Source organism: Populibacterium corticicola, assembly GCF_042683685.1.
In the GTDB taxonomy this organism is placed as follows: domain Bacteria; phylum Actinomycetota; class Actinomycetes; order Actinomycetales; family Cellulomonadaceae; genus Timonella; species Timonella corticicola.
Genome location: NZ_JBHUOP010000004.1, coordinates 33,145 through 55,219 on the forward strand (window position 1 = coordinate 33,145; position 22,075 = coordinate 55,219).

A 22,075-nucleotide genomic window follows, 5' to 3' on the forward strand; every position below is an offset into this window, starting at 1 on the left:
CCCCTGTCTGTGGTCGGCCAATCGAAAACCTGGCCGTGCCAGTTGTCCCCGCTGCGTGAGATAGGAGATGATTAAGCCCATGTTCACTGTTGCAACCGTCAATGTAAATGGCATTCGTGCCGCCTTCCGCAAGGGCATGGGGGAGTGGCTTGAGACCACGGCACCCGATGTCGTCCTCATGCAGGAGGTGCGCGCACCGGACGAGATCGTGGATGACCTGCTAGGTGCGAACTGGAAACTCATCCACCAAGCCTGCAACGTGAAGGGACGGGCAGGCGTCGCCATCGCAACTCGCGAGGATGCGCACGTGAAGCGCATCGGTCTGGCAAGCGGGCTGGAGGACGGTGCATTGGAGCCAGACGTTGACACTGGACGCTGGGTCGAAGCGGACCTGAAACTCCCTGGCGGAGACGAGTTGACCGTCGTGTCGACCTACATTCACTCCGGTACTGCGGGCACACCGAAAATGGACCAGAAGTACAGCCACCTGGACCGGGTGTCCCTGCGCCTCGCAGAACTGATGGAGTCGGGTAGCAAGGTGATCGTTGCCGGTGACATCAACATTGCGCACACCAACAACGACATCAAGAACTGGAAGGGGAACCTCAAGACCGCAGGTTTCCTGCCCGAGGAACGCGCCTACCTGGACCGCTGGTTTGCTGCTGGTTGGGTGGATGTCGCACGCAAGTTCGCGGGGGACGTACCAGGACCGTACACGTGGTGGTCGAATCGCGGTCAGGCGTTCGACAACGACGCTGGCTGGAGGATCGACTACCAACTCGTGACCCCTGCGCTCGAATCGTTGGCTGCGAACCCGCGCGTTGACCGCGCTCCGTCCTATGACACACGCTGGTCCGACCACGCGCCACTGTTGGTGGACTACGATCTGTCGTGAGCCTCTGATCGGTGACGAAAAGGCTGGTACCGCAGGAATCCTGCGGTACCAGCCTTTTCGTTTGGGTTGTCGGCCTCCATCGAACGTGGCCTTTTAGGCGCGAACGTCTAACCAGGCAGACAGGGTGTGATTGGCAAGAGGCACCAGATCAGATCGCTGCACGGGCCTCGCGGATCGCTGTGGCCAGACGGTCCAACTCGGCCTTGTGCTCGGTGATGAACTGCTCTTCGAGTTCGGCCTGAGCGGTGCGGATCGAGTCAAAGTGTCCGGTTGAGAAACGGCACTCAACATCTGCCGCTGCGAGCTTTGTCTCGCGTTCAAGGAGCGCCACGAGCGCTGCTGGTTCGAGGCCGAGTTCCTCAGCGTACGAGGCAGCGTCAAACTCTTCGCTGCCGTCCTCATCGAACTCCTCATATTCCTCATCGAACTCGATGTCGTCGAGGAGTTCCTCGTCCTCGTCTAGGAACTCCTCGTCGTCCTCAAGGAAGTCAAGGTCGAATTCCTCATCCGCCTCTTCGTCCAGGTCATCTTCAAGATCGATCTCGTAGTCGTTTTCCTCCTGTTCGAGGAGAAACTCGTTCAGTGCATCCTCGTTGTCCTCATCGTCGAAGACTCCAGCCTCTTCAAGGAGTGCCCCGAATTCTTCGGTGATGCGCGCGATGAGCTCTGAGGGGTGAGTTGCCTCCTCGCCGGTGGCGTCGGCGATGCATACGCTCCATGGCTGGTAGGCGGCAACGATAGCGTCCGCGGAATCGACGGTCTCGTAGAAGTCAGCGAGAAGATCGTTGATATCCTTGAACTCCTCGCTGTCGAGGATTTCCGCGGCGGGATCAGTCAGATAGCCTGCCACTTGCTCTTCGCAACTTGCTGTTGTGGTGTCATCAGTCTCTGGTTCGACGGGTACGATATTGCCGTCTTCGTCCACGACAAAGTCATCCTCGGAGAAATCCCCGTAGCGCGCCGACTGATACTCGTCGTATTCCTCGTCGGTGAGGGAGTCTTGATACGCGGTGTTGGTGTTCACGGCATCTTCGTGGGTCTTTTGGTTGGTTGCCGAGGTCTCAGCGTCGATCGCATAGTACGGGAAGCGTTCTCGGGGGTCGTCCTCGGGGAACGCCACCCCATCGCTCTGGGTGATTATGCCGTAGCCACTTGCTTTCGCCTGTTCAAGATACTCGTCTTTGTCGTTGACAGGATTGACTTGGCGGGGCGGGTGCGGGGTGTGCTCGAAGCCTGCCTCTTTCAGGCACTCGGCCAGCCCCTGCTCGTAGGAGTTGATGAGCGATGCCTCGAACTCCTGATATTCCGGCCCTGCTATCCCGATTGCTTCAAAGATGGGAGCGACACGCACTGCTGACGCTGATGGGGAAGCCGTGGGGTTGTCATGTGACGAACAGGCTCCAACTGACAGAGTGAGAGTCCCCACTGCTAGGGCCGCCACGATCCTGCGAGAGTGGGCGGCGGTGGCAGGCGCTGTTCGTCCGAATTCCATGTGTCTACTCCGGTGCTGTCGGTGGTGGATTGAACGGGAACGTGCTGTGTGTGGTGAATGTCCCGTAGCGATGATCCTACGGGGAGCCCTAGACGGGTGAGATGTTGAGACGCATACCGGACAAGCCGCGCTCGCGTTGAGTGAGGGATAGGGCCACATTGCTCAGCGCACGAGCCGCGGGGGAATCTGGCGCGGAGAGGACCACGGGCACACCGTCGTCCCCGGCCTCGCGTAGGTTGATGTCGAGGGGGATCTGTCCGAGGAGGGGTACATCGGTACCTGTCAGCTTGGACAGCGAATCGGAAACGCTCTGTCCGCCGCCGGAGCCAAAGATCTCAAGGCGGGTGCCATCCTCTTGTTCGAGCCACGCCATGTTCTCGACGACTCCCACAAGCCCCTGGTTGGTCTGTAGGGCGATTGAGCCGGAGCGTTCGGCAACCTCGGCTGCCGCAGCCTGCGGGGTGGTCACGGTCAGGATCTCACTGTTCGGTAGGAGTTGGGCCACCGAGATGGCGATGTCTCCAGTGCCTGGTGGCAGGTCGAGCAGCAGTACGTCGAGATCACCCCAGTACACATCTGTCAGGAACTGTTCGAGTGCCCGGTGCAACATCGGTCCGCGCCATACGACCGGTTGTCCCGATGGCACAAACATTCCGATGGAGACGACTTTGACCTCGTGTGCGATAGGAGGAAGGAGCATGGAGTCGACACGAGTGGGTTGGGATGCGACTCCCAGCAACCGTGGGATCGAGAAGCCGTAGATGTCTGCGTCGATGACACCAACCTTGATGCCCTGTTGGGCCATCGCTGCTGCCAGGTTCGCGGTCACGGTGGACTTGCCCACGCCACCCTTACCGGAGCCGATGGCGTAGATTTTGGTGAGGTTTCCCGGCTGGGTGAAAGGGATGACCGGCGTGGCAGAACCGCGGAGCATGACGCGCAGTTCCTCACGCTGAGCGGCATCCATCGCTCCGAGTTCCACCAAAATCTCGTCAACACCAGCCACCGTGCGTGCGGCGGTCTTGACCCGATCCACGATCGTGTCACGCATTGGGCACCCGGACGTTGTCAGATCGATTCCGATAACGGCGGTGGTCTTTCCCGCTCCCTCGCGTATCTCAATTGAGCGCACCATCTTCAACTCGGTGATGGGCTTGCGGATCTCGGGATCGATAACCTTGCTCAGTGCGGTGGTCAGCGCAGCGGTCAAGGCAACGGTGTCGTGTGCAGGCATAGACCCAAGTCTATCGAGTGGAAGTGGTTGTCCCGCGAGTCGAGTGACCTATGTGACATGGATTGCATGGCATACGAGTGTGGATGGGCAAGCGCCTTGCCCGATTTACTTCGAGTTCTGTTCGCTTTCGTCCGCGTGACGTTCGCGATCGATCTCCTCGAGTAGGTTCCGTAGCTCAGAACGGATGAAGTCACGCGTGGCGACCTCCCCGAGCGCAATGCGGACGGCAGCCATCTCGCGGGCAAGGTACTCGGTGTCCGCGAGATTGCGCTCCGCACGTTGCCGGTCCTGTTCGGCGCTGACCCGGTCGCGGTCTGCCTGCCTGTTCTGTGCAAGCAGGATGAGCGGTGCGGAGTAGGACGCCTGCAACGACAGCATAAGCGTAAGCGCGGTGAAGCCGTTTGCAGCCTTATCGAACCGCACATTCTCTGGAGCGAATGTGTTCCAGGCGAGCCAGACCAGGCAGAAGATGGTCATCCACACGAGGAACTTCGGAGTGCCCATGAACCGAGCGATTCCCTCGGCACTCTGCCCGAAGGAGTCTTCGTTTCGCTTTGCACGACGACGAAACGGCAGCCAGCCGCGTTTGGCTTCTTTTGGCGTGTCGAGACGGTTAGCCACGTGGCTGCCCTCCTTCTGAGGTGTGTGGGGCGGGGGTCACCTGCCCGGTGGATTTCCTGGGTGTTTCCGGTATCTCGTGATCGTTATGTTCACGCCAGTCTTCTGGAAGCATATGGTCGAGTACGTCATCCACTGACACGGCACCCACCAACCTGCGTTCTGCATCCACAACGGGGATGGCCATCAGGTTGTAGGTTGCGAGTGCCCGAGACACCTGCAGCAGTGTCGCGTCTGTGGACACTGACTCGACCTGCGAATCGATGATCGAGCCAATGGAGGCGTGCGGTGCCTCACGCAGCATGCGTTGAAAGTGGACCACGCCAAGGAACTTACCCGTGGGGGTCTCAAGCGGAGGGCGCACCACGAAGACGGTCGAGGCTAGCGAGGGGGACAGGTCTTCCCTGCGGATGTGGGCGAGGGCCTGGGCGATCGAGGTCTCTGGGGCGAGGATGACCGGTTCCGTGGTCATCATTCCACCCGCCGTGTCCTCGTCATAGGTGAGCAGACGGCGCACGTCCTCTGCCTCTTCAGGCTCCATTGCCTCGAGGAGTTCCTCGGCTTCGCTTTCCGGGAGTTCATGGAGCAGGTCGGCGGCATCGTCCGGCTGCATGCTCTCTAGCACGTCTGCGGCGCGGCTCGTGTCGAGTGACTGCAAGATCGCGACCTGGTCGTCCTCGGGTAGCTCTTCAAGGACATCGGCGAGGCGCTCGTCATCGAGGGCGGAGGCGACCTCAAGCCTGCGTGAGTCGCTGAGCGCGTGGAGGGCCTCGGCGAGGTCGGCGGCTTTGAGATCGCCGTATGCAGCCAGGATGGATGCTGCTCCCTCGGCCTCAGCGGTGAATGCGAGCGACTTTACCGCGTCGATGTCCACAGTCATCGTGTGTCCGCGGCGACGAAGCCGCAGCGCCGATGGCTTGTGGTCCAAGCGCCGGACAAACAGGCGGGTGACGTCCCAGTCGCCGCTGCGCACCTTCTCGATCGCAAGATCCTCGATGGTGGCATCCCCCGAACCGTCCTTGAGGGTGACCGTGCGGTCGAGTAGTTCAGCGACAGCGAGGGTCTCGGTTTGACGCTGCTCGAACCTACGCATGTTGAGCAGGCCGGTTGAGATGACCTGACCACTGTCAATCGCGGTGACGCGGGTGAGCGGCAGGAACACTCGGCGTTTACCGGGGACCTCGACAACGAGTCCGACTGCGCGTGGCGCGCGTGTGAGCCGGAGCAGCACAACGACATCGCGGACGCGCCCCACCTGATCGCCCAATGGGTCGAATACGGGGGTGCCGGCGAGTTGACCTACGAAAACCTGGGTGCCGATGCTGCTCACTCAACCAAGCCTACTGACTTTTGCGCTCAAGGGTGGCTTATAGTCCTCGAACACGCGTGAGTCCTTGGGCGAACAGCGCCTCAATCTTCGCCTGCAGCAAACAAATGCGCATGTTCGGTAACTACATGGGGAATCTTGAGCCGCAAAGTGGCAAGATCAAGATATGAGCATGATGACTCCCAAGAGCACCCCGAACGTTCCGACCATGCCTGCAGGCAACGAGATCGCGGTGTATTCGACCTATCTCAACGCGCAAAAGGCAGTTGACACGCTCTCAGACGAGGGGTTCGAGGTCCAGACCGTCACGATCGTGGGTCATGACCTCCACATGGTCGAGCGGGTCACTGGAAGACTCACCTACCCGCGCGCCGCATTCGCAGGTTTTGCCTCGGGTGCCTGGTTCGGACTGTTCGTCGGTTTGCTCATGTCCCTGTTCTCGGAGCAGGGTGACATGCTCATGATCCTGCCAGCGATCGTCATCGGTGGTGCTTTTGGTCTGCTCTTCTCAGTCATCTCCTATGCGTTGCAGCGTGGACGGCGCGACTTCACCTCCCAGAGCCAGATCGTGGCGGCCCGTTACGTGCTGCTGTGCGCACCGCAGACCGCGGGAAAGGCGCGCTCGATCCTTGCTGAGAAGGGTATGGGTGGCGACGCCCCCGTGCGAACCACACCCACAGTGGTGTCGCGTCCCGCCCCGATCATGGACAGCGAGCCCAAGTACGGCGTACGCGCCGATGCGGGGCAGGCACCCCCGCCGCCCACAACAGGTCCGGTATCCCAGGTACCACCAGTCACAGGACCAACGGGGCGCCCTCTGACCTACGGCGAGGCACTCGATGCTCAGCGTAAAGCCGCACGAGAGGCGGCGCTTGTAGAACGGCATACCGCACCGCAGGGCAACCCCGTGCCGACAGCACCTGCGACCGATGCAGGGGACTCGTCGGCAATCAGCTCCACTGGGACGGATGAGACCGGTGGTCCCGAGCAGGTCAACCAAGCGGATTCCGTCAACCCGACTGATGTGAATGCTCCGGATCATCAGGCCGCGCAGCGCAGGACTCTGAAGAACCCAGACAATCCGTTCAGCCCGCCAGCCGACGATTAGAATCACTGAGTGTGTATGTGAGAGTCAGTCGGCCTGCGGACGGCGGGCCTCCTCTTCGATCTCCGCTTGCCCATCCAGGCCACCCCACAGGGCGGGAAGAATCGGGATGCAGGTGAGAAGTCCAAGGGCTGCGGCAATCCACAGCGTGGTCCATGAGCCGATCTGGGAACCGATCCATCCGCCTAGCAGAGCGCCAATCGGCCCCACACCCCAGACGATGAAGCGGACTGAGGCGTTCATACGTCCTAGTAGTTCGGTTGGGCACACCCGCTGGCGGTAGGTCACCTGGGCGATGTTGTACACGAGGATGCAGAAGTTGGTCGCAAACATCGAAAGTGCGATCAGTGCCGCGGCGGCAAACGGTGGCAGGAAGCCGCCGACAGGTAAGAGGAACTCCGCGAGTCCCCACACGATGGCTGAGATTGGCAGGATACGCATGACACCAACCCGCATGGAGAGTCTGTCTGCGATCACTGCCCCGAGAAGTCCACCAGAAGCCGCGATCGCAACCACGACGCCGTACACTGCCTCGGACATCCCTATGTGCCGCAGGATGAAGATGAGGACAACCGCGTGCGCCATCGCGTTGAACAGGTTTGACGCAGCCGTGGTGATGACGATCCGACGTAGCACCCTGTGTTTCAGCACCCACGCGAGTCCCTCTTTGATTTCTTGGGGGAGTGGGCGGCGCTCTTCCCTTGGTTTGAGTTCTTCGGCAAGGGAGATCTTCTGCACCGTGAACGCGCTGGCAAGATAGGTGACCACGGTCCCGCCCAGCACGGCGATGGGGTTCACGAACCGGATCAACAGGCCACCGAGTGCAGGCCCAACGATGTACATGACCGAGTGGGTGGCCTCAAGTTTTGAGTTTCCCTCAAGGAGGTGCCTCTTGCCGGTCACCGCTGGCACGAAGCTCTGATATGCCACGTCAAAGAAGGTGTTGCACACGCTGATGGCCAGCGCGACGGCGATGAGAACTGGGATCGAGGCATGCCCGGTGAAGGTCAGCGCAACGAGGACCGCGAGGACGAGAGCGCGTACCATGTCGGTGACGATCATGACGCGCCGCTTGCGCATCCGGTCTACCCATGCACCCACTGGAAGCCCAATGACAAGGAATGCTGCTTGTTCCGCAGCGTTGAGCACGCCCATTTCCATTTCGCTTGCGTGCAGGTACTGCACTGCAAAGACGGGGATGACGAAACCTGCAAGTTGTGCGCCGAACTGTCCGATTGCGTCACCTGCCCACAGGTAACGGAAGTTCTGGTTGTTTAACAGTGCTGAGCGTGCCATTTGCCAAATGTAGCGTAGTAGGCCCTCATGATGGTTTTGATTTCCGACGAGTCGGTTCGTTCCAGCCCCACCCCACCTCCCAGCGAGTGGGCCAGTCCCTGAACCTCCAAACGATGTTGCGGCCCGGTCGGCGTTGTTTCGCTAGTTTTGCGTGACAACGCCGGCCGGGCCGCAACATCGGAATTACTGGAAAGAGAGGGTGTCAGCCGAGGAGCGACGCCATCCACTCTTCGACTGCGTCTGGATCGCGTGGCAGGGCGGCGCTCAAATTGAGGTTTCCGTCTTCCGTCACGAGCACGTCGTCCTCGATGCGCACACCGATTCCGCGATACTCTTCGGGCACGGCTAGATCGTCCGACTTGAAGTACAGGCCAGGCTCGATCGTGAACACCATTCCGGGTTCAAGGATGCCGTCCAGGTACATGTCGCGGCGGGCCTGGGCACAGTCGTGCACGTCGAGGCCAAGGTGGTGTGAGGTACCGTGGACCATCCAGCGGCGGTGCTGCTGACCTTCGGGGGTAAGGGATTCCTCGGCGCTCACTGGCAGCAGACCCCATTCTTCGAGTCGTGCAGCGATAACCTTCATGGCTGCTGCGTGCACGTCGGAGAACTTGTTGCCCGGAACTGCAACCTCAAACGCTGCATCAGCAGCGTCAAGGACAGCCTGGTAGATTTTGCGCTGCACCTCGGAGTACTTACCGTTCACGGGTAGAGTGCGGGTGACATCGGCGGTGTAGAGGGATTCGACCTCAACACCTGCATCCACGAGCACGAGGTCGCCTTCCTTGACCTGACCGTCGTTTGTGATCCAGTGCAGCGTGGTCGCGTGTTCCCCGGACGCGGCGATGGTTTCGTAGCCGACCGTGTTGCCTTCAAGCCGGGCGTTCGCATCGAACACGGTCTCGATGACGCGTTCGCCGCGACGGTGGGCGACAGCGCGGGGGAGGTTGCGCACAACCTCGTGGAATCCGGCGATTGACTGGGCGACGGCCTCCTTGAGCTGTTCGACCTCCCACTCATCTTTGACTAGGCGGATCTCCGACAGCGCCTCCGCGAGAGCGGCATCGAGTGTGGCAAGGTCTTCAACCGCTTCATCGGAGATCACGTCTAGGCCAGCCTCCGCGCGCAGCCCGTTGACCAAGTCCTCGATAGCCTGGTCCGCCTCGGGAACAACCCGGATGGTTACGGCGCCAAGATCCTTGGCCAGCACATCCGAGAGTGTGTCAACGTGCATCGTACGAATCCCGGTCAGGCGGGTGACATCCTCAAGCGTTGGGCGGGCACCGACCCAGAACTCTCCGTAGCGTGAGTCCGCATAGAACTCCTCGGAGTTGCGGTCGGCCAGTGGACGGACAAAGAGGATCGATTCGTGGCCGGTAGGGTTGCCATCCTTGTCGAAGATCGGGTCGAGCACGAGCACCGCATCGGGTTCCTGATCGGTTCCAAATCCGGTCAGGTGCGCGAACGCCGAGTGTGGGCGGAAACGGTAGTCGGTGTCGTTGGAACGGACCTTGAGTCCACCCGCAGGGACAACGAGACGCTCACCGGGGAACCGCTGCGAAACGGCTGCACGGCGGGCCGACGTGTAGGGCGCGAAGTCTCCGGCGACGATGCCAAGATCTTTGCGCGGTTCCCAGTTCGAGGTCATGAATTCCTTGAACTTTTCGGAGGATGGGCGGTGGCTGCGGTTGTTGACGCGGTCCTTGAGTTCGTCCCGGCTGGTTGTGCCGTCAACGTTGTCTTCTGGGTTCACCTGGTTCTGGCTCATGTCCTTCATTGTCCCACGGGAGTGCAGCGGAGTTCCTGTGAGTGCCAGTGGCGTGAGCCGCTGCGCACCCAGCCGCCAGCGATGGTGCCGTTGTCCATCAAAAGAGGGAATCGTCGCCAATCACGCCAGATGTGCTGGGGAACACCCCGAATCGGCAGCCGCGGGGTGTGCACGCCCCCTATCCTAGGAGGTATGCGCATCGACCTGCACACGCACACCACCTTCTCGGACGGCACCGACACGCCAACCGAACTGTTGGTGAATGCGAAGGCCGCAGGGCTGGATGTCGTTGCAATCGTGGATCATGACTCGACGCTCGGCTGGGATGAGGCGGAGGCCGCGGCGCACGATACGGGTGTCGCGCTTGTCCGTGGCACCGAGGTGTCCGCGCTGTACCGCGGAATCTCCGTGCACCTACTGTGTTACCTCCAGAATCCTGAGCACTCAGCGCTCCTGCTCCAGCATGAGAAAGTGCGTGACGCGCGCGTGAATCGTGCCCAGCGCATGGTGGAGGCCTTGACCATCGATTTCGGTATTACATGGGAAGACATTCTGGAACAGACCGTCGAGGGAACGACGATCGGTCGCCCGCACATCGCCGATGCCATCGTTGCGGCGGGTCACGTCCCAGACCGTTCAGCAGCATTCGCGACCATGCTCTACCCAGGATCGCGCTACTACGTGCCGCACTATGCCCCAGATGCTCTCGATGCGATTCGCACGATTCGAGCCGCAGGAGGTGTTGCGGTCTTTGCACATCCTGGAGCATCCGACCGGGGGCGTGTGGTATCCGATAGTGTTATCGCTGAGTTTGCGGAGGCAGGACTTCAAGGCCTTGAGGTTTTCCACCGCGACAACCCCACAGATCAACGTGAGCGGCTTACCGGCCTGGCTCGCGAACTCAACCTGTTCATCACGGGTTCGAGTGACTATCACGGTGACGGTAAACCCAACCGTCTTGGAGAGAACACCACTGACCCGGAGGTGTTTGCAAGGATTGAGGAACTTGGTGTGACCCCAGTGGTTCGTTCGTGAGCGACATTATCAATACCCGCCTTGTGATCGAGGTCTACGTGACCTTGTTCGTCATCATGGACCCTCCCGGCACTGTGCCGATCTTCCTTGGCCTCACCAGTTCGATGACCTCGAAGCAGCGTAAACAGGCTGCCCGCACCGCCATCTTCGTTGCCGCCGGTGTGATCCTTGCTTTCGCCGCCTTCGGTCAGCAGATCCTGAACTACATGCACATTTCCCTGCCTGCCTTGCAGGCTTCGGGTGGTCTGCTCTTGCTGCTCGTGGCGATGCAACTGTTGACCGGAAAGTTGGAAGGGGGCAACGACGATCCCTCGTCCTCCAAGAACGTCAACGTTGCGCTGGTTCCGTTGGGAACTCCGCTACTCGCTGGACCTGGTGCGATTGTCGCATCCATGCTCTTTGTCCAACGTGTTGACGGCGGAGCGGCGGACTGGGTTGCTCTTGGCGTTGGGTTCTTCCTCATTTGTTTGACGCTGTGGATCACGATGCGTTTTGCTTCTGTCATCCACCGTATTCTTGGCGAGTCGGGCACGATCTTGGTGACTCGCATCGCAGGTCTGCTTCTCGCCGCGATTGCAGTCCAGTTGCTTGCTGACGCGATCATTGCGTTTGTTCAGACCGCTTAGCGGGCGCATGCAGCGAAAAGTGGGGGTGGCTTAAGAGCCGCCTCCACTTTTTTGTCTGCTGTGTCGCCCGGTGAGTTGTATTGCTTGACGACGAGTCGGCTGGCATCGGCGTTCGCCCACGTTCCAGGGGTGTTTGGCCAAGGTCTCGTATTACGAAACGTGCATATTGCGTAAAGGTGGATTATGTCTTAGGGTAAAACCAAGTTAGGTAAGGCTCATCAAAACTCAACTTCATGAGTGTGAGACCGTTGAAACGCAAAAGCCTGTTATTCCCGGTTTGTATGGCCGTGAGAGAAGGTCGCTGCGTCGACATGGAGTCCGCACGAGAATGGGTTTTGATCAGGGGGACTGGAGCCAGTCGTTGGCTTGAGTTGTCTTACTAGGCCTTGTTTGTAACTGACCGCTTGGAGTTGTCGGCCGCAGGGAAAGGTTGGGGCGCGTGTTCTTCGCAGGAATGCGCCCCAACCTGCCGCTCGACTTCGAGGCGATGACACACCGTGCCATCGCTGCAAACGGAAATGCCGAACGGCATCTTCCATTCTACTTCTCGTAAGGAGAACGAAAGAATGCAAGTAAGCAACGTTACGAAAACGCGCCGACGTGCTGGCGCGATTGCACTCACCAGCATGCTCAGCGCTGCTGCACTAGTAGCCGGAACCATCTCGGCTGCTCACGCCACCGGAACGCTAGATGTCGACCCGACCACTGGTGTGGTTGATGGTGGATCAGTCGAAGTATCCGGTACGGGGTATACCCAAAACGTAAATGGAGACGTGCAATTACGCGTCGCGCTGTGCGATTTGGACGAGTATCTCAACTCAGGTGTCGTTTTGTGTGACACTACCAACGCAGAGATTGTTGATCTCGACTCCAACGGCGACTTCAGTGACCTTGAACTGAATGTTGACCAGGTGTTCACCGGCTTCCACTACGGAACCTCTACGATCGAAACAGTGACCTGCGCAGGTAGTGTTCCGGTAACCGGTGATAGCCAGTGCGCGGTCTTTACCTCACAGTACGGAGCCGGATACCTGAACATTTCTTACGAGCCGATCACGTTCAACTAACTCGAAGTTATTCATGCGGGGCACATACATCGTGTGCCCCGCATGATCTGTGTTCGACGATTGCTAATAAGTCCACAGTTACTACAATTTTCTGAAATGAAAGAAAATCGATGCCAAAAAAACTCGCAAAACCCGGTGCAATATTCATAACTTTGGCACTGCTCGTTACGATGCTGCTGGTTACCAGCGCGCCAACTCTACCAGCCTTTGCTCAAGGGGCAGACGCTGGCGGTCTAATATGGGGATTCAAGCAATCGTTTCGCAACTATGTTACTGGGAACGGAGAAGCGTCAGATCAGATAACCGCAACCAATGGCGCAGCAATCAACCCCGACGGAACCTTCATGTTTCCAGTCAGAACGTCGAAATATGACGAAGCAAGTCTTTCAACGCGGATCGAGTTTGCTGGAACAATCAATTTCCGACAACATGAGAAGAAAGGCGACAACCCATACTTTGAATTAGATATATCGATATCTGACCCTATCGTCAATATCAACGCGGATGTGCAAGTGCTTTATGGGAAGGTATCTAGCCGGCAACTAGGTACTGGCGTCATGATTGACTACGGACTCGTAGAGATCGCAAACCTTGACGTTGCACATGCCACTCATCAGCAGGACGCTGAGAAATATTCATGGAACGGTATTCGCTCGTACCTTTCCCGTGATGCTGTTCAGGCATTTGCGAATTTCTATGGCGCAGGGGTTCTACTCGACGACATTGATTTCACCTACGTAGGTTCAGGTGGTTTTCCTGTGACCGGTGAGGCTTGGACTGATCCCGGTACTGTGTCGTACACCGAATCTGAGAAGTCGGAGCCGCACGGAACCTTTGCATATGGGCGCTCATTTCTTTCCGCTGATGAGAAAGTACTCCACGTCATTCGCTGGACCAACGATCCCGTCGTCGTTACGGCCTATGACGCTGAAGATATGAGTCAAATTGCACAAATCGAGCTACGTTCGGTTGCAAAAAACTTTGCTTTTGACGCAGAATCCAATCAAATCTTCTTTATTAAGGAAGGAACCACAAGCAAGCCAATTGCTAATGGGCCTCTTACTGAAAATGAACTGAGTAATAGGCTGGACTCACTCACACTTGACCGTTCAGGAAATCAGTATGTTGAGGGAAACATCGCGAACTTCCCTGCTAATGCGGAACGGACTTCATCTGCCTCTGCCTACCGTTCATATGCGATGTCGAGACTCCGGGACTTCGTATGGAATCCCTTCGTTCAAGAACTAACAGTAATTATCGACTTGGGCACTGCTCAGGGTACTTCGACCACTCCCAAGTACACCGAGCATTTGGTGATACTTCGACCCGATGCTTCATCTTGGAGTCGAGACGATAAGGCTCTACCGGAGCCTTCATACGCGAGATTCTATGGTGCGACAGGTGCCTCTAAGAGTAAATTGGTTCCTCTGAAGGAAGGTGGAGCAGTTCTGCTGGGCGGCCTTCGGTCAGCTTCCGGAGTAATCGACACACCCTTGGTTCATATAGGTAATGATGGCTCTGCTGACGAGGTTCCTATAGGTCAAACCAAGTATGACGGACTCATACCAACCGGAAGTGGCTCAGAACTTATTGCATTCAGATTCGGGCAGCCGCATCATCTAGATCGAGTGATTCTGGGTGGCCAGGGATTCGAAGTTCATGAAAGTTTCTTGGTCACTGAAGATCAGATGTATAGCATTTTTGAAGGCGCGTCCAGTGACGTGTTCTATCAAACTGCTGCCGATTTTCTTGCAGTGTACCGGAACGATGAACTTGAGTGGCGCGAGTCGATACGCGGGCTAAAGGCAGATCAGAGCCAATCCGTGCCATTTTCTTCAGCTTCAGACGGAACGATCTACATAGACTTCTCTGACAATAGTGTCAGAAAGTTTGTACGTGTGACGTCCCCTGATATCCTAAGCGGCCCTAGTTCTAAGACAGTGACCTACACAGAAGGAGAACCTGTCGTTGTTGAGTTCTCCGCTTCACGTACTGGATATCCGAGTCCTGATGCTCAGTGGCAGATCAAGGAACCAGGCCTTTCTTCATACAGAGATATTTCTGGTGAAACCTCAGATGTTCTTAAAATTGAAGCTGCTCCAGAGTTAAATGGTAGCTCCTATCGCGTGGTTTACACGAACCAAGCAGGATCCATTGCATCTGAGCCTGCGGTACTCACTGTAAACACAGTGCCATCTGTGCTCGTGGCGCCGTCGGATACAGTTGCTTCGGCAGGTTCGTCGGTTCTATTCAAAGTAATGGCATCTGGGGAACCACACCCAGAAATTGCTTGGGAGGTTAATCAGGGCTCGGGCTGGCGCCTAGTTTCAGGGAATGCGTATTCGACAGCTGGTGGATACCTGACTGTCCGCGAGATTGGTGAGGCACAAAGTGGCTGGAAGTTCCGCGCGAAGATCACCAACGCTGCCGGAACTGTGTATTCAGATGCTGCCACACTTACCGTGAACGCTGCCCCAGAAGTTGAACGGACGTTCACCGGTGTTGTGCTTGACTGGACGGGAAGCCAGGAATGGCAGGCGAAACCGCCAAACGGTAGCGCGGCAAACTACTTCTCGGCAGGAGCCTCCGACGGCACGAAGGAGACCTACTCCGCCAAGAAGAACGGTGCCAGCATCCTGCTTCGCTCCACCAGTGGTAAGGACACGCAAGCCACCTACGCGACCCGTGCGCAGCACATCACGGATGACAACACCGAAGCCCAAGTTATTCAGTTGACCGATGGAACGGCCGTCGTCCAACCTGACGGGTCAGCCGAGGTCACCTGGCCTGCAACGGTCTCCGTTAACTTCTACGACGGACTTGTTCCGTTCACCATGGGCGACTTCACACTCACGGTGGACAAGGCTGGAACTGGAAAACTCGTCGCAAATCTCTCCGGATACTCCGGGGACATGAGTGACCCAGACAAGCCAAAGGAAGCGGTTAAACCAGTCAAGAACCTCACGGTGGCGACCTTCAAGAACGTCGTGGTCAACACTGAGAAGGGCTTCACTGTCGCGCCGGAATTTGCTGGCGTCACGGTGGAACTTCCCGCCGGACAAACCACGCAGATCCGCACCGGGAACTGGGGCGCGTGGCCACAACAGTTCGTTGACTTCCACGTCTCGACCGGGCTGGCAGCCTACTTCTACACAACCGGTGGCACGTTCGACAAGAACAAGGCACCCACAGGATTCGCGGTCGGATTCGAAAACGCGATCCCACAGGTGCCAACCAACCCTGTAGAACCCACACAACCCGAAGAGCCATCAAAGCCAACGGTGCCAACCGACCCGAACCTGCCAGGGACACCCAAGCCCGGACAGACGGTGCAAGGCTCACTCGTATGGGGTGTCAAGGAGTCGTTCCGCAAGTACATCAACGGTCCAATCGCCAACGGCAAGGTGAGCGTATCGGACGGAGCGATCATCTCCAACGATGTGTACTGGTTCGGCCAAGACACAACCACATGGAAGAGCGGGTCAACCAGTTCGACCACCAATTACAAGGGTGCGGTGAAGTTCTACGGCCACAAGGGCGAACTCGATCTGACGTTCTCCAAGCCGGTAGTTCGCATCGACTCCGCAACCAAGGGAACCCTACTTATCACAGCCAACGGTAAGAGCGCGGAACTGGCAACCCTGGACCTGCGTAACGCGACGGTGAAGGCCGTTCAGGGTGGAATCTCCTACAGCAACGTTCCAGTGACCCTCACGGCAAGTGGAGCCAAGCTGTTCGCCTACGGTGATGCAACCTTCTACGAGGCCGGGACTGAAATGGATCCGCTTACCTTCGTCATCGGTGAAAAGGCGACCGATGCCCCGACAAAGGTCAACCCACCCAAGAAGAACCCCGTAAAGAACAGCGGAAAGAACGACAAGAACACGTCCAAGACCTCCGATGACGCTCCAATCACCACGAAGGACGGCGTAACCCAGGGGTCGCTGGTGTGGGGAGTGAAGAACTCGTTCCGCAGTTACATCACCGGCCCAATCGCCAAGGGATCGATCACTGTTCAAAATGGAGCTGCAAGCCAAGGCGGTGCATTCTGGTTCGGCCAGAACGAGACCAACTGGAAGAAGGACTCCACCACGAGCACAACCAAGTACTCGGGTGCGGTCAAGTTCTACGGGCACAAGGGCGTCTTGAACCTGACGCTCGGCAATCCAGCCGTGCGTGTGGACTCCGCCTCCAAAGGCACGCTGCTGGTCAACGTCAACGGTGGGGGACAGGTTGAATTCGCTACCCTCAACCTGGCGGCAGCGAACAAGAAGAACGTCACCGGTGGAGTCTCATACAGCGGTGTCCCCGTGACCTTGACCGCCGCTGGCTCCACCGCCTTTGCGTACGGGTCCTCGAACTTCTACCCTGCAGGAACCAACATGGACTCCCTGTCCTTTGTGATCGGTGGAACCGCAACAGCAGCGCCGAGTGGAACGAACCAGGTGGTGGCCGGACACGATGAAGATGAAAAGTGGACACCACCCGCCACGCCACCGGCTACAACTGGAATCCTGATCGACCCAGAACTCCTGGAAGGCCTTACGGCAGGATCGGAGATCACCGCGACCGCTGAGGGCTTCGAACCCAACGAGGAAGACATCAAGGTTGTGGTTTACTCCGAGCCTGTTGTCCTCGAACAGAAACTCAAGGCCGATGCGCAGGGACAGGCCACGTGGACGGGACTGCTGCCCGCAGACCTCGAACCAGGCACTCATACGCTCACCTTCCAAGGAAGTGTTGATCGAGGCATCGTGTTCGAGATCGTTGAAGCTGCCGAACCAGACGGATGCTACGTGAGCGCGGCAGAACTCGAATGGGGCTTCAAGGGAACGTTCCGCAACTACATCAGTGGCGGAATAGCCAAGGGAGAGTGGGCTCTCACGGACGGTGTCACCTTCAGCGATCCGCACTTTGCGTGGAAGGACGGAACCGGAGCCTTCGACACTGAAGAATCCGCCGGTGAGATCACGCTTCCTGGCACCATCCAGTTCACTGGACATGACGGGCTGCTGAACACTTCGATTGCGAATCCAACGATCAAAATCACTGACTCATCGACGGCATACCTGCTACTTGACGTGTCAGGTGTCTCGATGGAGGATGCACTCAGCGGAAACGAAGACAATGTCCAAACACATACGCAGATTCCGTTTGTGGAACTGGACCTCTCCGCGGCACCGCTCGAACTTGCGGAGGACGGGATAACCTACACGGCGACCGAGGTGCCTGCAACGATCACCTCCCAAGGATACGAAGCATTCCCCAACTATGAAACGGGAACGGAATTCGATCCAGTAAGTTTCACTTTCACCGTGGCTGAGGAATGTGCGACGGATGAGGAGCCAGAACCGGTCGTTGAGGAAACACCGCAGGAAGTCACCCCAATCAGTGGGCCAGCCGTGCCAGAAGAAGATGGCATCAACTGGATTCTGTGGGGTGGAAGCGGAGTTGGAGCAGCGGCAGTGCTCACAGCACTCGTATGGTTCGTGCGCAAACGTAGCCTCGACAACAACAAGGAGGCCAGCACGCTCACTGACGGTGAGTAAGTTCTTCCTCTAACAGCGAGGCCATCCAGGATTCTCTGCATGGCCTCGCTGTGTCTGCGTCTAACGGTTTTGCTTGGCGACGAATCGGTTGCGTGGCGTCGAGCACGCTGTGTTGCGTGATCTGGCGCGCTTTACCGCCTAGGGGCGGCCACGCGCAGTACAATAGGGATGTTAACTGGTTGCCCGTTCGTCTCGATTAACTCTTAGGCCCAGATACGACAGCGCCTAGCTGATCGATCTCGACCACGTATTTCCACGTTCGGCTACCACCACAGGCTGTCGACTTTCAGCCGTGTAGCCCGCAACACCGAAACGTTGCCGCCTAGCTGGAATCTCCGCGAACGTGAGCTACATGCGCCAAGGTCCAGCCACAATCCTTAACGAGGCATAAGTGACCACACCAGCCCCAAGTGTTCAAGACACCGATGTGACTTTTGCGGACTTCAACGTCCGCCCAGAAATCGTTGCCGCGCTTGCAGAAGCAGGCATCGTCAAGCCATTCCCAATCCAGGCGATGACTCTGCCCGTAGCCCTGCAGGGACACGACATCATCGGCCAGGCAAAGACCGGAACCGGCAAGACCCTCGGATTCGGTGTGCCCCTCCTTACCCGTGTCATCGGCCCGGGTGAAGATGGCTACGACCAACTTCCAGCCCCAGGCAAACCACAGGCACTCGTCATCGTGCCAACGCGTGAACTTGCCGTGCAGGTTGCCAAGGACTTCGAGGTAGCCAGCGCGAAGCGTTCCGTGCGTATCGTGCAACTCTACGGTGGACGTGCGTACGAACCACAGATCGAAGCACTGAACACTGGTGCTGAAGTTGTTGTGGGAACCCCCGGACGCATCGTTGACATGCTCAAGCAGCGCCACCTGACCCTGTCGCGTGCAGCAGTTGTCGTGCTTGACGAAGCCGACGAAATGCTCGACCTCGGCTTCCTGCCGGACGTTGAGAAGATCCTCGCGCAGACCCCAGCCGTACGCCACACGATGCTGTTCTCCGCAACCATGCCTGGCGCTGTCGTGTCGATGGCACGTCGCTACATGAACCAGCCCACTCACATCCGGGCCAACGACCCAGAAGACGCGGGCGCTACCCACAAGAACATCAAGCAGGTCATCTACCGGGCGCACGCGCTCGACAAGACCGAGATGCTCTCGCGTATCCTCCAGGCTCGCGGGCGCGGACTGACCATCGTGTTCACGCGGACCAAGCGTACTGCGGCCAAGGTCAGCGAGGAACTCGTTGAGCGTGGCTTCGCTGCCGGGGCATTGCACGGAGATCTCGGCCAGGGCGCTCGTGAGCAGGCGTTGCGTGCCTTCCGCAACGGCAAGGTTGACATCCTCGTGGCCACCGATGTGGCTGCACGTGGAATCGACGTTGAAAACGTCACCCACGTCATCAACTACCAGACCCCCGAAGACGAGAAGACCTACCTCCACCGCACGGGCCGTACCGGTCGTGCAGGGCAGTTGGGAACCGCGATCACATTCGTGGACTGGGATGACGTGCCACACTGGGCGCTCATCAACAAGGCCCTCGAACTGGGTATTCCAGAACCCATCGAAACCTATTCGAGTTCCCCACACCTGTACACCGACCTAGACATCCCAGAGGGAACCAAGGGGCGTCTCCCCAAGGAAGCCCGCACCCGTGCCGGACTGGATGCCGAGGAACTCGAAGACCTCGGTGAAACCGGGAAGCGTACTTCGCGTTCCTCTGATCGCGGTGGACGCTCGGGTCGTGACGGTTCCCGCGACACGCGTGGCCGCTCGCAGCGTGGCGGCTCTGGCGATCGTGACCGCAAGTCAGCCGCATCCGAGGATAAAGCTCCAACAGGCGAGAAGAGCGAGCGCCCAAAGCGCCAACGCAACCGCACCCGTCGTGTCAACGGCGAGGTCAGCGCAACTGCCACCGCAACGGAGGCGAGCGGTGAAAAGGCGGAAGGGTCGTCGGCAAGCAGCACCGAAAAGCGCCGCAGTCGCACGCGTACCCGTCGGCCAGCTCAGTCAACCGGTGAAACGCAGGCAAGCGAATAGCAGAGGGTAGAAGTGATGTAGGTTCCAGCCCTGCCACCCACTAAGATGGATGGGTGACCCAGGAACCAAACGCCACCCCAGCACATGACAGCCAAGACCTCCACGGCGGCAGCACCGCTGCCGTGGAGGTCTTGGCTCATATCCAAGAAGCCGACACCGTTGTCGGCTTGCTCGCCTACGCTGAACTCGCCGCACAGATGCGGCTGGCAATTGATGCGTCGCGTGCACCGAACGCTCGTTTTCGGATGGCACAAGCCGACCTCTCGGCGGCCGCCCACCGGCGTATGCGCGTACTGATTAGCCTGCTCAACGAACGCGGAACCGATGGTGAAGCCCAAGTGCGGGCTTTCAACAACGCCTTCGATGACTATGAACAACGCACAAAGGCCGAAACCTGGCACGAGCGTGTGCTCAAGGGGTATGTTGGCCATTCCGTGGCTGTGGACTTCTGTCGCATCCTGATCCAGGCGCTACCGGCAGACATCCGGGAACGAGTCGACGAGTCCCTTTCGAGTTCCGATGAGACCGTGGTCGCTTCCGATATTTTGACGCACAGCGCACAGGAAGACTCGGTCCTAGCCTCGCGACTCGCGCTGTGGGGTCGCCGACTCGTGGGGGAGGCACTCAACCAGATCCAAGGTCTTGTGCTTCAGTATCCAGCCTTGGCATCCGTGTTGGCACAGGTAGCGGCTGAACAAGGCGTTGAGGTTGAAGGAGAGGGCGCCGAGGCAACCGGGAAGCTGGTAACCAGTTGGCTATTCGCTCAACTCACCGCCGACCATGCACGCCGTATGGATCGCATTGGGCTGGCGTCCTAGATTGGGCTGGTACACGAAGGGCGCGGCACCAAGATTCCTCTTGGAGCCGCGCCCTTCGTGTACGTGTCAGAGCTGTGCGAAGCCGACTGAGCGCTTGTCGTTCTGACCGATCTCCACGAAAGCGATTGCAGCCGCTGGAACGAACGTCTTGTGGCCCTTGGTCGAGGCGATCACGAGCGGTTCACCGGAGGTGACTGCCTTGGTGATCGCTGCGCTGAGAGCCTCTTCGGTCTCGTCGGTTTCGATGCGGACTTCGCGTGCAACGTTCTGAATGCCGATGGTGACCAGCATGATGACTCCTTTGGAATGCCCGGAACAGAGGCCGGATCGTGGCTTTAGTTTGATACTAGTGGCCACTCGCGTGCGACGTGCCGGGTTTGCCTAACGGCGAAACTACACAGCGGCACTAAGCGGTGGACGTGCTGGCCTGGATGCCGTGCCAGGCGAAGCGTGCAACCTGTTCGGTTCCCAAATCGAGTGAGAAGGTGGCGGTCTGCTCTGGAAGGTTGTGCAGGAGTTCAACGGCGAGGTGGCGGCCGAGAGCGGTCACGGTATCGGCGAGTGGTTCAAGCTGAGTGCGCGACGCTCCCACCGCACGTGTAAGAGCATCGCACAATAACCCGCTGATATGCGCGCTTGGCGCATTGAGTTGAGCGCGCAGGGTGGGGTCGCGAGTCACGTCTGACTCAAAAAGCAGAGACGCCGCCAGCCCGGCTTCTTCAACGAACAGAATGTATGAGTCGAGCACGGCTTTCACCGCGAGGTAACCGTCATGCTGGGCGCTAACGGCGAGTTCAGGAGGGACTGCCGAGGCAGGTGCCCCGGCGCCTGCACGTGGAATCAAATCCCCGAGCACGGTGCTGGCGCCGGAAGTCGCCGACTCGTCGGAAATCTCGAGGGCTTGGATGAGTTCTGTGCGTGCCGTTTCAACGAGTACGGACGACAGATCATTGAGGATCGCCAGATACAACTCGAATTTGGATGGGAAGTGCTTGTAGAGCACGGGCTTTGTGACGTGCGCGGCGACTGCGATGTCGTCCATCGAGATGTGGTGGTATCCGTGTCCCGCAAACAGGTCGCGGGCGATGTCCAGAAGTTGGGCGCGCCGCTCAAGAGCACTGAGACGTTTGCGTTCCGTTCCCAGTGCGGGGGCCTGACCGAGGGGCGAGTGTGGGGCGGTCTGGAGGGAAACCACAACAATAGCCTA

At 58.6% G+C, this 22,075-nt stretch carries 16 protein-coding genes and 1 pseudogene; 9 read left to right on the plus strand and 8 right to left on the minus strand.

Annotation, left to right across the window (positions count from 1 at the left end):
* Nucleotides 1–79: 79 nt before the first annotated feature.
* Nucleotides 80–895, plus strand: coding sequence for an exodeoxyribonuclease III (locus ACFSYH_RS09670; RefSeq protein ID WP_377466738.1), 816 nt, complete (start codon nt 80–82; stop codon nt 893–895).
* A gap of 148 nt (nt 896–1,043) precedes the next feature.
* Here ACFSYH_RS09670 and ACFSYH_RS09675 read toward each other — a convergent pair whose 3' ends face one another.
* The 4 genes from ACFSYH_RS09675 to ACFSYH_RS09690 all read right to left on the minus strand — a co-directional run bounded on the left by ACFSYH_RS09675 (nt 1,044) and on the right by ACFSYH_RS09690 (nt 5,569).
* Nucleotides 1,044–2,246 carry a hypothetical protein gene (locus ACFSYH_RS09675; protein WP_377466740.1) on the minus strand — a complete coding sequence of 401 codons (1,203 nt, stop codon included), beginning with the start codon at nt 2,244–2,246 and terminating at the stop codon, nt 1,044–1,046.
* 229 nt (nt 2,247–2,475) lie between these two features.
* Complete coding sequence (locus ACFSYH_RS09680) at nt 2,476–3,621, minus strand: Mrp/NBP35 family ATP-binding protein (RefSeq protein WP_377466742.1); 1,146 nt, start codon at nt 3,619–3,621, stop codon at nt 2,476–2,478.
* Nucleotides 3,622–3,726: 105 nt separating this feature from the next.
* On the minus strand, nt 3,727–4,242 hold the full coding sequence (locus ACFSYH_RS09685) for a DUF1003 domain-containing protein (protein ID WP_377466743.1): 516 nt from the start codon (nt 4,240–4,242) through the stop codon (nt 3,727–3,729).
* Complete coding sequence (locus ACFSYH_RS09690; protein WP_377466744.1) at nt 4,235–5,569, minus strand: magnesium transporter MgtE N-terminal domain-containing protein; 1,335 nt, start codon at nt 5,567–5,569, stop codon at nt 4,235–4,237. Before ACFSYH_RS09690 ends, ACFSYH_RS09685 begins: the two co-directional genes overlap by 8 nt.
* Nucleotides 5,570–5,738: 169 nt before the next feature.
* Here ACFSYH_RS09690 and ACFSYH_RS09695 point away from each other — a divergent pair, with 169 nt between their 5' ends.
* Entirely contained in the window at nt 5,739–6,674 is a 936-nt protein-coding gene (locus ACFSYH_RS09695; RefSeq protein WP_377466745.1) for a general stress protein, read from the plus strand.
* A 24-nt stretch (nt 6,675–6,698) separates the two neighbouring features.
* Here ACFSYH_RS09695 and ACFSYH_RS09700 read toward each other — a convergent pair whose 3' ends face one another.
* Nucleotides 6,699–7,967 (minus strand): MFS transporter, encoded by a 1,269-nt coding sequence (locus tag ACFSYH_RS09700; RefSeq protein WP_377466747.1) that lies wholly within the window; start codon nt 7,965–7,967, stop codon nt 6,699–6,701.
* A gap of 202 nt (nt 7,968–8,169) precedes the next feature.
* Nucleotides 8,170–9,735 carry an aminopeptidase P family protein gene (locus ACFSYH_RS09705; RefSeq protein ID WP_377466748.1) on the minus strand — a complete coding sequence of 522 codons (1,566 nt, stop codon included), beginning with the start codon at nt 9,733–9,735 and terminating at the stop codon, nt 8,170–8,172.
* A 192-nt stretch (nt 9,736–9,927) separates the two neighbouring features.
* Between ACFSYH_RS09705 and ACFSYH_RS09710 the strand changes: the two genes are divergently transcribed.
* The 7 genes and pseudogenes from ACFSYH_RS09710 to ACFSYH_RS09740 all read left to right on the plus strand — a co-directional run bounded on the left by ACFSYH_RS09710 (nt 9,928) and on the right by ACFSYH_RS09740 (nt 20,868).
* Nucleotides 9,928–10,770: a PHP domain-containing protein gene (locus ACFSYH_RS09710; RefSeq protein WP_377466749.1), complete on the plus strand. Its 843-nt coding sequence runs from the start codon at nt 9,928–9,930 to the stop codon at nt 10,768–10,770.
* Complete coding sequence (locus ACFSYH_RS09715; protein WP_377466750.1) at nt 10,767–11,396, plus strand: MarC family protein; 630 nt, start codon at nt 10,767–10,769, stop codon at nt 11,394–11,396. Before ACFSYH_RS09710 ends, ACFSYH_RS09715 begins: the two co-directional genes overlap by 4 nt.
* A gap of 566 nt (nt 11,397–11,962) precedes the next feature.
* Nucleotides 11,963–12,463 carry a neocarzinostatin apoprotein domain-containing protein gene (locus tag ACFSYH_RS09720; RefSeq protein WP_377466752.1) on the plus strand — a complete coding sequence of 167 codons (501 nt, stop codon included), beginning with the start codon at nt 11,963–11,965 and terminating at the stop codon, nt 12,461–12,463.
* A gap of 170 nt (nt 12,464–12,633) precedes the next feature.
* A pseudogene (locus ACFSYH_RS09725) lies at nt 12,634–13,185 on the plus strand (HtaA domain-containing protein); the annotation flags it as partial.
* A gap of 1,536 nt (nt 13,186–14,721) precedes the next feature.
* Nucleotides 14,722–18,012, plus strand: coding sequence for an HtaA domain-containing protein (locus tag ACFSYH_RS09730; RefSeq protein WP_377467181.1), 3,291 nt, complete (start codon nt 14,722–14,724; stop codon nt 18,010–18,012).
* A gap of 391 nt (nt 18,013–18,403) precedes the next feature.
* The gene (locus ACFSYH_RS09735; protein ID WP_377466753.1) at nt 18,404–20,050 is read left to right on the plus strand and encodes a DEAD/DEAH box helicase; all 1,647 of its coding nucleotides are present in this window, start codon (nt 18,404–18,406) and stop codon (nt 20,048–20,050) included.
* 53 nt (nt 20,051–20,103) lie between these two features.
* Complete coding sequence (locus ACFSYH_RS09740) at nt 20,104–20,868, plus strand: ferritin-like fold-containing protein (protein WP_377466754.1); 765 nt, start codon at nt 20,104–20,106, stop codon at nt 20,866–20,868.
* Between the two features lie 66 nt (nt 20,869–20,934).
* Here ACFSYH_RS09740 and ACFSYH_RS09745 read toward each other — a convergent pair whose 3' ends face one another.
* Together ACFSYH_RS09745 and ACFSYH_RS09750 are read right to left on the minus strand one after the other, a co-directional pair.
* Nucleotides 20,935–21,159, minus strand: coding sequence for a DUF3107 domain-containing protein (locus tag ACFSYH_RS09745; RefSeq protein WP_377466756.1), 225 nt, complete (start codon nt 21,157–21,159; stop codon nt 20,935–20,937).
* A gap of 115 nt (nt 21,160–21,274) precedes the next feature.
* Complete coding sequence (locus tag ACFSYH_RS09750) at nt 21,275–22,063, minus strand: TetR/AcrR family transcriptional regulator (protein WP_377466758.1); 789 nt, start codon at nt 22,061–22,063, stop codon at nt 21,275–21,277.
* Nucleotides 22,064–22,075: the final 12 nt, after the last annotated feature.

Bases quoted from the DNA above. Each gene is read 5' to 3' on its own strand.
- ACFSYH_RS09710 (WP_377466749.1), top strand. From the start codon at position 9,928: ATGCGCATCGACCTGCACACGCACACCACCTTCTCGGACGGCACCGAC.
- ACFSYH_RS09700 (WP_377466747.1), bottom strand. From the start codon at position 7,967: ATGGCACGCTCAGCACTGTTAAACAACCAGAACTTCCGTTACCTGTGG.
- ACFSYH_RS09670 (WP_377466738.1), top strand. From the start codon at position 80: ATGTTCACTGTTGCAACCGTCAATGTAAATGGCATTCGTGCCGCCTTC.
- ACFSYH_RS09745 (WP_377466756.1), bottom strand. From the start codon at position 21,159: ATGCTGGTCACCATCGGCATTCAGAACGTTGCACGCGAAGTCCGCATC.
- ACFSYH_RS09680 (WP_377466742.1), bottom strand. From the start codon at position 3,621: ATGCCTGCACACGACACCGTTGCCTTGACCGCTGCGCTGACCACCGCA.
- ACFSYH_RS09695 (WP_377466745.1), top strand. From the start codon at position 5,739: ATGATGACTCCCAAGAGCACCCCGAACGTTCCGACCATGCCTGCAGGC.
- ACFSYH_RS09730 (WP_377467181.1), top strand. From the start codon at position 14,722: ATGGCATCTGGGGAACCACACCCAGAAATTGCTTGGGAGGTTAATCAG.
- ACFSYH_RS09720 (WP_377466752.1), top strand. From the start codon at position 11,963: ATGCAAGTAAGCAACGTTACGAAAACGCGCCGACGTGCTGGCGCGATT.
- ACFSYH_RS09705 (WP_377466748.1), bottom strand. From the start codon at position 9,735: ATGAGCCAGAACCAGGTGAACCCAGAAGACAACGTTGACGGCACAACC.